Origin of the sequence: Pseudoxanthomonas sp. PXM04 (assembly GCF_014851695.1) — a bacterium.
Classification (GTDB): domain Bacteria; phylum Pseudomonadota; class Gammaproteobacteria; order Xanthomonadales; family Xanthomonadaceae; genus Pseudoxanthomonas_A; species Pseudoxanthomonas_A beigongshangi.
This window is the reverse complement of the sequence record NZ_JACVAG010000006.1, coordinates 1-12,812: the sequence shown is the minus strand read 5'-3', so window position 1 is coordinate 12,812 and position 12,812 is coordinate 1. Positions and strand designations below refer to the sequence as shown.

The 12,812-nt window shown below is 68.7% G+C and carries 13 protein-coding genes; 8 read left to right on the top strand and 5 right to left on the bottom strand.

Annotated elements, in window-relative coordinates:
• The first annotated feature begins 32 nt into the window (after positions 1–32).
• Positions 33–377 carry a hypothetical protein gene (locus tag IB228_RS14710; RefSeq protein ID WP_141454454.1) on the top strand — a complete coding sequence of 115 codons (345 nt, stop codon included), beginning with the start codon at positions 33–35 and terminating at the stop codon, positions 375–377.
• Positions 378–405: 28 nt separating this feature from the next.
• Here IB228_RS14710 and fghA read toward each other — a convergent pair whose 3' ends face one another.
• The 3 genes from fghA to IB228_RS14695 all read right to left on the bottom strand — a co-directional run bounded on the left by fghA (position 406) and on the right by IB228_RS14695 (position 2,720).
• On the bottom strand, positions 406–1,236 hold the full coding sequence (fghA, locus tag IB228_RS14705) for an S-formylglutathione hydrolase (RefSeq protein ID WP_192199026.1): 831 nt from the start codon (positions 1,234–1,236) through the stop codon (positions 406–408).
• A gap of 18 nt (positions 1,237–1,254) precedes the next feature.
• Positions 1,255–2,364: an S-(hydroxymethyl)glutathione dehydrogenase/class III alcohol dehydrogenase gene (locus tag IB228_RS14700; RefSeq protein WP_192199025.1), complete on the bottom strand. Its 1,110-nt coding sequence runs from the start codon at positions 2,362–2,364 to the stop codon at positions 1,255–1,257.
• A gap of 80 nt (positions 2,365–2,444) precedes the next feature.
• Positions 2,445–2,720 carry a metal/formaldehyde-sensitive transcriptional repressor gene (locus IB228_RS14695; protein WP_192199024.1) on the bottom strand — a complete coding sequence of 92 codons (276 nt, stop codon included), beginning with the start codon at positions 2,718–2,720 and terminating at the stop codon, positions 2,445–2,447.
• A gap of 262 nt (positions 2,721–2,982) precedes the next feature.
• Here IB228_RS14695 and IB228_RS14690 point away from each other — a divergent pair, with 262 nt between their 5' ends.
• Positions 2,983–4,143 (top strand): helix-turn-helix domain-containing protein, encoded by a 1,161-nt coding sequence (locus tag IB228_RS14690; protein WP_192199023.1) that lies wholly within the window; start codon positions 2,983–2,985, stop codon positions 4,141–4,143.
• 88 nt (positions 4,144–4,231) lie between these two features.
• On the top strand, positions 4,232–5,920 hold the full coding sequence (locus IB228_RS14685) for a serine hydrolase domain-containing protein (RefSeq protein WP_192199022.1): 1,689 nt from the start codon (positions 4,232–4,234) through the stop codon (positions 5,918–5,920).
• Positions 5,921–5,972: 52 nt separating this feature from the next.
• Here IB228_RS14685 and IB228_RS14680 read toward each other — a convergent pair whose 3' ends face one another.
• Entirely contained in the window at positions 5,973–7,337 is a 1,365-nt protein-coding gene (locus IB228_RS14680; RefSeq protein ID WP_183640515.1) for a glutamate--cysteine ligase, read from the bottom strand.
• Positions 7,338–7,515: 178 nt separating this feature from the next.
• Here IB228_RS14680 and IB228_RS14675 point away from each other — a divergent pair, with 178 nt between their 5' ends.
• The 3 genes from IB228_RS14675 to IB228_RS14665 all read left to right on the top strand — a co-directional run bounded on the left by IB228_RS14675 (position 7,516) and on the right by IB228_RS14665 (position 10,175).
• Entirely contained in the window at positions 7,516–8,229 is a 714-nt protein-coding gene (locus tag IB228_RS14675) for a VIT family protein (protein WP_183640513.1), read from the top strand.
• Positions 8,230–8,244: 15 nt separating this feature from the next.
• A complete protein-coding gene (locus tag IB228_RS14670) occupies positions 8,245–9,078 on the top strand; it encodes an AraC family transcriptional regulator (RefSeq protein WP_183640510.1) in 834 nt (277 codons plus the stop codon).
• 98 nt (positions 9,079–9,176) lie between these two features.
• Entirely contained in the window at positions 9,177–10,175 is a 999-nt protein-coding gene (locus IB228_RS14665) for an MBL fold metallo-hydrolase (RefSeq protein ID WP_192199021.1), read from the top strand.
• Positions 10,176–10,209: 34 nt separating this feature from the next.
• Here IB228_RS14665 and yihA read toward each other — a convergent pair whose 3' ends face one another.
• Positions 10,210–10,812 carry a ribosome biogenesis GTP-binding protein YihA/YsxC gene (gene yihA / locus IB228_RS14660; RefSeq protein WP_183640504.1) on the bottom strand — a complete coding sequence of 201 codons (603 nt, stop codon included), beginning with the start codon at positions 10,810–10,812 and terminating at the stop codon, positions 10,210–10,212.
• Positions 10,813–10,986: 174 nt separating this feature from the next.
• Between yihA and IB228_RS14655 the strand changes: the two genes are divergently transcribed.
• Positions 10,987–11,778, top strand: a complete 792-nt coding sequence (locus IB228_RS14655; protein WP_192199020.1) for a c-type cytochrome — start codon at positions 10,987–10,989, stop codon at positions 11,776–11,778.
• 107 nt (positions 11,779–11,885) lie between these two features.
• Positions 11,886–12,533: a thiol:disulfide interchange protein DsbA/DsbL gene (locus tag IB228_RS14650; protein WP_192199214.1), complete on the top strand. Its 648-nt coding sequence runs from the start codon at positions 11,886–11,888 to the stop codon at positions 12,531–12,533.
• Positions 12,534–12,812: the final 279 nt, after the last annotated feature.

Sequence of the window (12,812 nt, the reverse complement as noted above, 5' to 3'; positions counted from 1 at the left end):
TAACCTTAGCCACCCAAGGACGAGAGGCTCGTATGGCCGTGCGTTACTACATCAGCCTGCCCGACCCCGACCGCGCCCGCGGTGGCGATCCGGCACTCAGTTTCACCGCCCACGGCGCCGACGAATTCGCGGCGCAATTGCAGTCGGCGCTGCAGAGCGATGGCCTGTTCCAGCGCTGGCGGCTGAAGCAGGACGACCCCGATGACGTCGATCCCGGACTGGGACTGACCGATCCCGGCGCCCGCGTTTCCGGCCAGCAGGACGATCTGCGGATCGTGCTGGTGGCGACCACCTCCATTCCCGGCCAGGTGCTGAAGCACCGCCTGCGCTTGCTGTCCGGCAGCGCCTGGGAACTGCGCGACGTCTCGGCCGCCTGACGGCGGCCGCTGTCGACTCCGGCGGGCCTCAGGCCCGCAATGCCGCCGCGTGGTGGGCGATGTGCTCGCCGATGAAGCTGGCGATGAAGTAGTAGCTGTGATTGTATCCCGGCCGCATCCGCAGCCTCAGCGGATACCCGGCCCGGTCGCAGGCATCCCGCAGCAGTTGCGGCTTCAGCTGGCCATCCAGGAACTCGTCCGCCTCGCCCTGATCGATTAGCAGCGGCAGGCGTTCGCTGGCATGCCCGACCAGCTCGCTCGCATCCCAGCCTTTCCAGGCCTCGCGGTCCTCGCCCAGATAGGCGGTGAACGCCTTCTCGCCCCAGGGCGCGCGCGCCGGCGCGACGATCGGCGAGAACGCCGACACGCTGCGATACCGGCCCGGGTTCTTCAGCGCCACGATCAGCGCGCCGTGCCCGCCCATCGAGTGCCCGCTGATCCCGCGCGCGCCGGTCGCCGGAGAGTGCGCCTCGATCAGCGCCGGCAGCTCTTCCACGACGTAGTCGTACATGTGGTAGTGGGATGACCACGGCGACTGCGTGGCATTGAGGTAGAAACCCGCGCCCTTGCCCAGGTCATAGCCTTCCGCGTCGGCGACGTCATCGCCGCGCGGGCTGGTGTCCGGCGCCACCAGGATCACGCCATGTTCGGCGGCGTAGCGTTGCGCGCCGGCCTTGGTGATGAAGTTCTGCTCGGTGCAGGTCAGCCCGGACAGCCAGTACAGCACCGGCAGGCGCTGGGTCTTCGCCTGCGGCGGCAGGTACACGGCGACCCGCATGTCGCAGTCCAGCACCGTCGAGCGGTGGGCCCAGACTTCCTGCGAGCCGCCGAAGCAGGCGTGTTGTTCGATGCGTTGCATGTGTTCGCCTTTCCGGAATCAGTAATGGACCACCGAACGAATCGACTTGCCCTCGTGCATCAGGTCGAACGCTTCGTTGATGGCATCCAGTGCCATGGTGTGGGTGACGAACGGCGCCAGTTCGATGTCGCCCTTCATCGCGTCCTCGACCATGCCCGGCAACTGGCTGCGTCCCTTCACGCCGCCGAAGGCGGTGCCCATCCATTTGCGGCCGGTGACCAACTGGAACGGACGGGTGGAGATCTCCTGGCCGGCGCCGGCCACGCCGATGATCACCGACTGGCCCCAGCCGCGGTGCGCGCATTCCAGCGCGGCCCGCATCACGTTGACGTTGCCGATGCACTCGAAGCTGTGATCGACGCCCCAACCGGTCATCTCGACGATCACCTGCTGGATCGGTTTGTCGAAGTCCTTCGGGTTGACGCAGTCGGTGGCGCCGAATTCACGCGCCAGCTCGAACTTGGACGGGTTGGTGTCGATCGCGATGATGCGCCCGGCCTTGGCCTGGCGGGCACCCTGGATCACGGCCAGGCCGATGCCGCCGAGTCCGAACACCGCGACCGAGTCGCCGGGCTGCACCTTGGCCGTGTTGTGCACCGCGCCGATCCCGGTGGTCACGCCGCAGCCGAGCAGGCAGACATGTTCCGGGTTGGCCTCGGGGTTGATCTTCGCCAGCGAGACCTCCGCCACCACGGTGTACTCGCTGAAGGTCGAGCAGCCCATGTAGTGGTAGATCGGTTCGCCGTTGTAGCTGAAGCGGCTGGTGCCGTCCGGCATCACGCCCTTGCCCTGGGTGGCGCGCACCGATACGCACAGGTTGGTCTTGCCGCTCTTGCAGAACAGGCACTCGCCGCATTCGGCGGTGTACAGCGGAATCACGTGGTCGCCCGGCTTGACGCTGGTCACTCCCTCGCCCACTTCCACCACGATGCCGGCGCCTTCATGGCCGAGCACCACCGGGAACAACCCTTCCGGATCATCGCCGGACAGGGTGAACGCATCGGTGTGGCAGACGCCGGTGTGGGTGATCTTGATCAGCACCTCGCCCTTCCGCGGCGGGGCGACGTCGATCTCGACGATTTCCAGTGGCTTGCCGGGAGCGAAGGCGACGGCGGCACGGCTTTTCATGGGGATTCTCCTGCGTATTCCTGGGATGACGGCACGACGGTGCGGACGAGGGCACGAATCCGTGCCATCGTCCGGCGGGTTCATTTCAGATAGGAGCGCACCAGCCCGGCCATTTCACGGACCCGGGCCTGGCGCTGCGCGTCGGACTGGGCCGGCTGGCCGAACTCCTCGCGGATGTGGGCTTCCATCACCTCCGACATCAGCCCGTTGACCGCGCCACGGATCGCGGCGATCTGCTGCAACACCGCACCGCACTCGGTACCGGCCTCCAGCGCGCGTTCCAGCGCCTCGGCTTGGCCGCGGATGCGCCGCACCCGGGTCAGCACCCGCTTCTTCTCGATCTCGGTGTGGGGCATGGCCGCCTCCTATCCAATACTGGGGTATGGTATCCGAGTGACTGCCCGGATTGAAGGGCTTGATGACCGCTCCATGGCTCCCTGCGGATCAAAGGAGCACGAATCGGGATCGATTGGTGGAGACCGGCACCCGCTTGCAGCATTCCCATGACGATCGCCCCTCGCGCGGTCCGGCACCCCGTGCTTGTCTATAGTGGCGTTGGTTCCGAATGCCCTCCTGCCCGCGAAGATGGCGTCACCCCTGCTCCCCCCACTCGGCGTGATGACCGCTGGCCTGTGCCTGCTGCTGGCGCTGTTCCTGTGGGTGACGCCGGGGCCGTTGAAGTCCGCCAACCGTTTCCTCGGTGGCTTCCTGCTGCTGACCGGGTTGGACGTGATCGGCTGGGCCTCGACGCTGCTGCCTGTGTCGCTGCGCGAATTGATGATGTACCGCGCGCCACTGGCGTTCCTGCAGGATCCGCTGCTTTACGCCTACGTCGTCTCGCTGTGCTTTCCCGGGAGCAGGGTGCGTCCCTTCCTGTTGGCCGGCCTGGCGCTGGCGGGCACGATGATGCTCGCGCTGCTGTGGACCGGCGCCCTGTCCGATGGCAGGGCCGCAACGGTCTCGGTCGCACGCATCGGCAGCCTGCTCCTGCACGTGCAGTACTACGTCTACCTGGCGCTGATGGTGCGGGTGCTGCTGCGCTACCGCCGCACCTATCGCGACACCTGCTCGAACCCGGACAGCGCGACCTTCGGCTGGCTCGCGACGCTGCTGGCAGTGTCCGCGTTCGCGAATTTCTTCGTGCTGCAGAAGACCCTGGCCTGGTGGAGCGGCGACATCGCGCTGTACCGGCTGCTGGATCCGGTGGTCGCCAGCTTCGCCGCCGTGATCACCTGCGCCTTCACCCTGACCGCGCTGACCCGCCAGCACCTGTTCCTGGGGGTGCCGGCCGACACCGAATCCGCCGCCGATGCAGCGCCTGCGCCACCGGACCCGGCCGTGGCCGTGGTCGCGCCGCAATCCGCTTCCCTGACTGCGGTCGGGGAACCCGCGCCGGCCGTGTCCACCGACCCGGCGGCGCTGGCGCGGCTCGAAGCCTTCATGGCCGCGCAGGAACCGTTCCTGGATCCCTCCCTGACCATCCGCTCGCTGGCCCGCCGCCTGGGCTGGGGCCAGCGCGAGCTGTCGCAACTGCTCAACCAGCAACTGGGCGTGCACTTCTTCGATTTCATCAACCGGCATCGGGTGGCCAAGGCCGCCGAGCTCCTGCGCGATCCGGCCCTGCGTGACCTGACGGTGCTGGACATCGCGCACCGCGCCGGCTTCAACACCAAGTCGTCCTTCAACACCGCATTCGCCCGCCATCAGGGCACCACGCCGACCGCGTACCGCCGGGAAGCCGATGCGACGGCGTCGCCGCCGCTGCGACCGACCCCATAGCGCATCGGTCGTCCGACTTCGCGAAGTCGGTCGATGCTGACGGCCCCCGGCCGGCATCGTCGGCGCCTCATCTGCGAAGGAGCCACCGATGCGGCGTTTCCTGTTCCTGCTGTTGCTGGCCTGGCCGGCGTTTCCGGGCGCGCGGGCGCAGGCGGCCCCGCCCCTCCACTCCGCCCCGGCGACCGAGGCGGCGGTGCGCGCCCTGCTGGCTCCCTGGGACCGTCCCGGCATGCCCGGCGTGGCCGTCTCGATCACCCTGGACGGCCGGATCGTCCAGCACGCCGAGGTCGGCTCCGCCGATCTGGAGCAGGCCACGCCGGTCACCCCGGATTCGGTCTTCCACGTCGCCTCGGTTTCCAAGCAGTTCACCGCCTTCGCGATCCTGCTGCTGGAACAGGATGGCAAGCTATCCATCGACGATCCGCTCTCGCGCCATCTGCCGGAAACCGCCGACTGGGCGCCGATGACCCTGCGGCAACTGCTCAACCACACCGCCGGCCTGCGCGACTTCGGCACCCTGATGCCCGCGGCCGGCTGGCGCGAGGAGGATCTGCTCACCGATGAGCAGGTCCTGCGGATGGTGCTGCGCCAGCGCGGCGGCAACTTCGCGCCTGGCAGCCGGTACCAGTACAACAACACCGGCTATGCGCTGCTGGGCGAAGTGGTGCGGCGGGTCTCGGGTCAGTCGCTGCGGGCGTTCTGCGACGAGCGCATCTTCCAGCCGCTGGGCATGCGCGACACGCGCTTCGGCGACGAAATCGACGATCGGGTGCCGCATCGGGTGCCGTCCTGGCGATCGACGAAGGACGGCTACGTCCGCGACGTGCTGAACAGCACCACCACCGGCTCCACCGGCCTGCTGACCACCGCCGCCGATCTCAGCCGCTGGGCGCTGAATTTCGAGACCCACGCCGTCGGCAACGCCGCGCTGTTCACGCGCATGCGGGAGCAGGGCGTGCTGGTGGACGGCACCGTCAACTTCTATGCGCTCGGCCAGGAACGCCATGCCTGGAACGGCCTGGATACCTGGAGCCACGGCGGCCGCGACGCGGGCTATCGCGCTTTCCTGCTGCGCGTGCCCGGCGAGCGCTTCAGCGTGGCGGTGGTGGCCAACGCCAACGATGTCGACACCTCGGAAATCGCCTACGGCGTCGCCGCAGCCTACCTGTCGCATCGCCCTGGTTACCGCGTGTCGTCAACGGACAAAAGCGGGCCGGGCCGCCGCCAGCTCGCGGCGTATGCCGGCGACTACGAACTGTTCCCGGGCTACTTTTTCCGCGTCACCAGCGACGGTCGCCGCCTGTTCGTCGCCACGCTCGACGATCCCGATCCGGAGGCGTTGCCCGCGTTGTCGGCCAACCGCTTCCTGTTGAGTGAAAAATTCAATCAGGTGCTGGAATTTCCCACCGGGGGAAAGGGCCGGCCTGACCGGTTGCATTTCGTCATCGGCCAATACGGCCGGATCGACGCCCTTCGAGTGAAGCTGGCGGCGTTCGATCCCGCCAGCGCGCGCGCCGGCGAGTTCGCCGGTCGCTATCACAGCGACGAACTGGACACGGACTACGTGCTGACGGTCGAAGGCGACCAACTGCGCATCCATCACCCGCGCTGGCCAACGGCCACGCTGCAACCCTACCAGCGCGATCTGTTCCGCAGCTCGGCGTGGTTCCTGCAGAAGATCGCGTTCCAGCGCGACGGCGCCGGACGCGTGACCGGTTTCCTGCTGTCGGGCCCGGTCGCCGAGAACATCGTCTTCGAGCGGATCGCCGATCCCTGAGCCCTGCCAACGCGCAGGCCGCCGGTCGGGCCCGCGATCCGGCGGCGGTGCCTCAGTAGGCGAACTCGCGGAACACCGGATCGACGCTGCCGTTCCATTCGCCGGCGAACAGCTTGAGCTTGCGCTCGGCCGGCGTCTCGTTGGATTCCACGATTTCGATCAGCGCGTCGAGGAAGCCACTTTCGTCCACACCCTTGCTGTTCACGCACGCGCGGCGGCGCAGGCCGGCGACCGCGATCTTCAGCGCCTCGGCGGCGACGTCGCGCACCGTGCCTCCGCGGAACGGCAGCTTCAGCGCGTCGCGCGGCACGCCGTCGCGCAGGGCATGGCGCTCGACCAGGCTGAAGTCCTTCACCAGATCCCAGGCCGCGTCCAGCGCCGTGTCGTCATACAGCAGGCCCACCCAGAACGCCGGCAACGCACACAGGCGATTCCACGGGCCGCCGTCGGCGCCGCGCATCTCCAGGAACTTCTTCAGCCGCACTTCCGGGAACGCGGTGGTCATGTGATCCGACCAGTCGCGCAGGGTCGGCAGCGCGCCCGGCAGCACCGGCAGCTCGCCCTTGAGGAAGTCGCGGAAGCTCTGCCCGCTGGCGTCGTGGTAGATGCCGTCGCGGTAACTGAAATACATCGGCACGTCGAGCAGATAGTCGACGTAGCGTTCGTAGCCGAAACCGTCTTCGAACACGAAGTCGAGCATGCCGGTGCGATCCGGATCGGTATCGGTCCAGATGTGCGAGCGATAGCTCTGGTAACCGTTCGGCTTGCCCTCGGTGAACGGCGAATCGGCGAACAGCGCGGTGGCGATCGGCTGCAACGCCAGCGACACGCGGAACTTCTTCACCATGTCCGCTTCGCTGGCGTAATCCAGGTTGACCTGCACGGTGCAGGTGCGGGTCATCATGTCCAGGCCGAGCGAACCGACCTTGGGCATGTACGACTTCATGATCTTGTAGCGGCCCTTGGGCATCCACGGCATTTCGTCGCGCCGCCACTTGGGCTGGAAGCCCATGCCGAGGAAACCCAGCCGCAGTTCATCGGCGACTTCCTTGACTTCCTTCAGGTGGGTGCCGACTTCGACGCAGGTCTGGTGGATGGTTTCCAGCGCGGCGCCGGAAAGCTCCAGCTGGCCGGCCGGTTCCAGGGTGACCGAGGCGCCGTCGCGGGTCAGCGCGATCACCCGGCCCTTTTCCTCGACCGCTTCCCAGCCGAACCGGGTCAGGCCCTTCAGCAGCGCCTCGATGCCGCGCTCCCCGTCGAATTCCGGCGGACGCAGATCGTCCAGGCGGAAACCGAACTTCTCGTGCTCGGTGCCGATGCGCCAGTCCGCGCGTGGTTTCTCGCCACCGGCGATGTACTGCACGAGCTGCGTGCGATCGGTGATCAGCGTATCGGCGACGTGGCTGGGGCTGGACAAAGGCGGACTCGCACGGCAGGGAACGACGATGTGGGGCTGCGGCGCAGGCGCCACAAGGGCGGCAATATAGCGTGCCGCCCGTCCCGGCATCATCGCCATCGCCCACATCGCAGTGTTCCGCACCTGTGCTGGCCGCTCCCGGCTCGACCCCGCGTGGCGCGGAGGCTACCCTGCCGCCATGCCTCGCCGCCCGCTTCCCACCAGCCGCCATCCCGAACTCCACCGCACCAACCGGGTCGGCTGGCTGCGCGCGGCGGTCCTGGGAGCCAACGACGGCATCGTCTCGGTGGCCGGCATCGTGGTCGGCGTGGCCGCCAGCGGCGCGGCGCCCGAAACCATCCTGATGACCGGCGTCGCCGGCGTGGTCGCCGGCGCGATGTCGATGGCGGCCGGCGAATATGTGTCCGTGCAGTCACAAGCCGACACCGAAGCGGCGGATCTCGCCATCGAGAAACGCGAACTGCATGCCGAGCCCGGGCTCGAACTCGCCGAACTCACCCAGATCTACGTGCAGCGCGGACTCGAACCCGCGCTCGCCCGCCAGGTCGCCGAACAGCTCACCGCCCATGACGCGCTGGCCGCGCATGCGCGCGACGAACTGGGCATCACCGAGGAATTGCGCGCGCGTCCGTTGCAGGCGGCGCTGGCCTCGGCCGCCGCCTTCACCGCGGGCGCGGCGGTACCGATCGTCGCGTCAGTGCTGGCGCCAGCGGATCGGGTCGCGGCGGTGACCACCGCCGTCACCCTCGTCGGCCTGCTGGTATCCGGCGGCCTCGCCGCGCGCATCGGCGGCGCGCCGGTGCTGCGCGGCGCGTGGCGGGTCGGCTTCTGGGGCGCGGTGGCGATGGCGGCGGCGGCGCTGGTGGGCCGATTGTTCAATGTCGCCGTGTAGTCCATCGCCTTGCCGATGAATGCGGTCGTCGCCCCCGGTCCCTCCCTGCTCGTGCGTCTCGGCGCGCTGGTCGACTGCACGCGCGCGGAAGGCTACGCCTGCATCACCGCGCGCCACGAGCACGGCGCGCATGCGGTGGACATCGATCACCCCTGCATCGCGATCGTGCTGCGCGGTCGCAAGCAGGTGCGCACGCATGCGCAGGCGCTGGAATTCGCACCCGGCGATCTGTTCCTGATCGCGCGCCGCTGCCGGATGGACGTGGTCAACATTCCCGACCCGGACAGCGGCCTCTACCTGACGGTCACGATTCCGCTGTGCGAGGAAGTGCTCGCCGCCGCGCGCCTGCTGTGGTCCGAACCGATCACCGGCCGGGGCGACGATCTCGCGCGCCTGGACAGCGCCGATTTCGCACCGGAGCTGCAGCATTGGCTGGCGTCTTTGCAGGCCGGTCACTACACCGAGGCGCGGCTGGCGCTGGCCGCGCTGACCGTGGCGCTGTGCCGGCGCGGACACACGACCATGCTGGTGCCCCCGCCCCCCCGCCTGGCGATGCGGATTCGCGATCTGATCCGCGCCGATCCCGCCCGCGATTGGCAGTCGCAGCACATCGAAACCACGCTCGGCCTGAGCGGCGCGACCCTGCGTCGGCGCCTGGCCGGCGAAGGTACCGGGCTGCGCGAGATCATCGCCGCCGCGCGCCTGGCCTGCGCGATGGATCTGCTCTACACCACCGACTGGCCGGTGAAGACGGTCGCGGCACGGGTCGGTTACCGCTCGGTCGCCAGCTTCAGTCGTCGCTTCAGCGAACGCTACGGCCTGGATCCCGCGCGCATCGGCAATGCCTGAACCGCATTGAGCGTTTGACGCCACGGATTGAGCGTTGCGCTCGCGGGCGCCGACCTAGGATGAAATCTCCGCGGCGACGCCGCTTCGATTCTTCCCCCATGGTTTCCATCCGCTTGCATCCCCGTCTTTTCCCGCTGGCCTCGTTCGCGTTCGCCCTTTTGGCCACGCTCGCCCTGCCCGCCGGCGCGCAGACCGCGCCCGCCCGGCAGGTGCCCGGCGTCTACCACCAGGCCATCGGCGACCTGCATGTCACCGCGCTGTTCGACGGCGTGGTGCCGCTGGCGCGCGCGGAGCTGTCCGGGATCGACGAGGCCGGCAAGCAGGCGCTGCTGTCCTCCCGCCACGTTCCCGAATCTCCGCAAGGCCTGCAGACCGCGGTCAACGCCTATCTGGTCCAGCGTGGCGACGTGCTGACCCTGGTGGATGCCGGCACCGCGCAATGCTTCGGACCGGGCCTGGGCCATGTGCTGGAAAACCTGCGCCATGCCGGCTATTCACCGGAGCAAGTCGATCAGGTGCTGATCACCCATGCGCATCCGGATCACCTGTGCGGACTGCTCGATGCGCAGGGGCGCGAGGCGTTCCCGAACGCGACCGTCTGGCTGGCGCGCGCCGACGCCGACTACTGGCTGGATCCGGCGACCGAGACCCGCACCGACACACCGGCGATGTATCGCCCGTTGTTCAAGATGGCGCGCGATGCGGTGGCGCCCTATCGCGCCGCCGGCCGGCTGCACCTGTTCGCGCAAGGCGAACGGCTGCCCGCCGGCGTGAGCGGCCTGGATTCGCACGGACACACGCCGGGCCATACCTCGTTTCTGTTCGAGGCCGGCGCGGACCAGCAGTTGCTGGTCTGGGGCGACATCGTCCATTACCACGCGGTGCAGTTCGCGCGCCCGGACGCTTCCTTCGAGGCGGATCTGGATCGCGGCCAGGCGATCGCCAGCCGCCGCGCGCTCATGGCCCGGACCGCCGACGCCGGCTGGTGGCTGGCGGGCGCGCACCTTCCCTTTCCGGGATTGGGGCATGTCCGTCGCGACGACGACGCCTTCGCCTGGGTGCCGGCGGAGTTCTCGCCGCTGCCTGGCGAACCGTGATCGGAAGGCCCGGTGGTTGCCGGGCCGGCGCGCGCTAGGCCAGTTCCAGCCAGTCCATGACCACCTGGCGCGCCTCGTCCACGCCCTGCTTGGACTCGGAGGAGAACACCTGCACGCCGACACTGTCGCCGAAGGCGGAGAACAGCTCCTTCTTCACCGCCTGCAGGGTCTGCGACTGCTGGCCGCGGCCGAGCTTGTCGGCCTTGGTCAGCAGCGCGTGCGCCGGCAGCCCGCGCTGGACCGCATAGCCCAGCATCTGCCGGTCGTAGTCCTTGAGCGGATGGCGAATGTCCATCACCACCACCAGGCCCTTGAGCGCGTCGCGGCGCTGGAAGTAGTCCTGGATGAAGGCTTGCCAGTGCGCCTGAAGTTCCTGCGGCACCTTGGCGTAGCCGTAGCCCGGCAGATCCACCAGATGGCGGTCCGGCTGGACCTCGAAAAACACCAGTTGCTGGGTCCGGCCCGGCGTCTTGGACACCCGGGCCAGCGCGTTGTGGCGGGTCAGCGCGTTCAGTGCGCTGGACTTGCCGGCGTTGGAACGGCCGGCGAAAGCCACTTCCCGGCCGCTATCGGGCGGGAGCTGGCGGAAATTGTGCGCCGAGAGCAGGTAGCGGGCGGAATTGAGCAGGTTCGACATGCCACTAGGATGGCATGGTCGGGCCGCGGACTGGGCCGCCGGACGGCGATCGCGGCCCGGATCCGCCGTTCCGGCGCATCCGAATTGACCGCGGAGCCCCCCCGCAGGGATAATTCCGGGGTTTCGCGGCCGCCATGGGGCGCCGCTTCTTGAAGGTTTTCGGAGCTTTAGCACATGCGCCACGCTCGCGTTTGGGGACTTGCAGGACTGGCCATTGCGGCCGTTGGGGCGGTTGCCTATGCACAGACCACGGTCGTACCGGTGCCGGACAATGCGCCGGTGGAGACCGCGTCGCTGGATGTCGATCTGACCAAGACCACCTGGGGCGACGCCAAGGCCGGCCAGGCCAAGGCCGCCGCCTGCGCCGCCTGCCATGGCGCCGACGGCAACCCGACCGATCCGCAGTACCCGCGCATCGCCGGCCAGAGCGAGCGCTACATCGCCCGCCAGCTGGCGCTGTTCGCCGATGGCCAGCGCACCGGTGGCTTGGCCGCGGTGATGGTGCCGTTCGCCCAGACCCTCAGCGCGCAGGACATGCGCGATGTCGGCGCCTACTTCGCCACCCAGAAGGCCGGTGCCGGCCTGGCCGACGATTCGGTCGTCGCCGACGGCGTCTACAAGGACATGAAGTTCTACGAGATCGGCCAGAAGCTCTACCGCACCGGCGACGCCAGCCGCGGCGTTCCGGCCTGCATGGCCTGCCACGGCCCCACCGGCGCCGGCAATCCGGGCCCGGCCTATCCGCACATTGGCGGCCAGCAGCAGGCCTACGTGGTCCGCCGCCTGCAGGAGTACCAGGCGGGCACGACCACCGAGAAGGATCCCACCCATTTCAACACCATGGCGCAGGTCGTCCACTCGCTGACCGAGCAGGAAATCCAGGCACTGGGCAGCTATCTGCAGGGCCTGCACGACCGCGCCGACGACGAGGCCGCCGCGAAGACCACGACCGCCAAGAAGTCGTGAACTTCGCCGCTTCGTCGCGGTCCTGATTCACAGCTCCTGTTCATTGCGCCGGCCCCACCATGGCCGGCGTTTCTTTTTCCAGCGCCCGTGGAGGAAACCCCATGAAGATCCGCCTGACCCTGCGCCTCGTGTTGTCGGCGCTGTTCTCGCTGTTGCCGATGCTGGCGCTGGCCGCCGACGCACCGGCGCCGAAGGAAGGCCTGGACTACGAGATCATTCCCGACGGCAAGCCGTTCGCGCCGGTCAAGGGCAAGGTCGAAGTGGCGGAGGTGTTCTCCTACGCCTGCATCCATTGCGCCCATTTCGAACCCAAGCTGCAGGCCTGGAAGCGCAAGCAGGGCCCGGCCGTGCAACTGGTGCAGGTACCGGCGGCGCTGTCCTCCTCCTGGGTGCCGTATGCGCGCGCCTACTACGCCGCCGAAATGAGCGGCGTGCTGGGCAAGACCCACGCGGCGGTGTTCGCGGCGCTGCACGAAACCGGCGCGCTGCCGATGAACAATCCCTCGGCCGATGAACTGGTCACGTTCTATGCCGGCTACGGCGTGGACCGCGCGCGCTTCAATGCGCTGCTGCGCGGCCCGGAAGTGGACGCGCGGCTGGAGAAGGCGCGTGCCTTCGCCATGGCCAGCGGCGTGCGCGGCACGCCCACGCTGGTCGTCAACGGCAAGTACCGCGTCACCGGCGGCAGCACCTACGACGACGTGCTGCGCATCACCGATTGGCTGGTCGCCCGCGAGCGCGGCGCCCGCAAGTAACGTAATGCGGGTGACACCATCTCGCCCGCGGCACAGAATGTGCGGTCCCTTTGCGGGCCTCGGCGCCCGCCCCCGAACCTTTCCCATGCTGGAGTCAGTGCCATGAAACTTCGTCCGCTCCTGATGACGCTCGCCCTGCTGCCGCTGCTGGCGGCCTGTGGCCAGACCAACGCCCCCGGCGCGACCACGCCGGCCACCGAGACCGCCCCCGCCACCGCGCCGGCCGCGGAAACCCCGGCACCGGGCACCGACGCCGCCGCCCCGGCGGCCCCCCCCGCC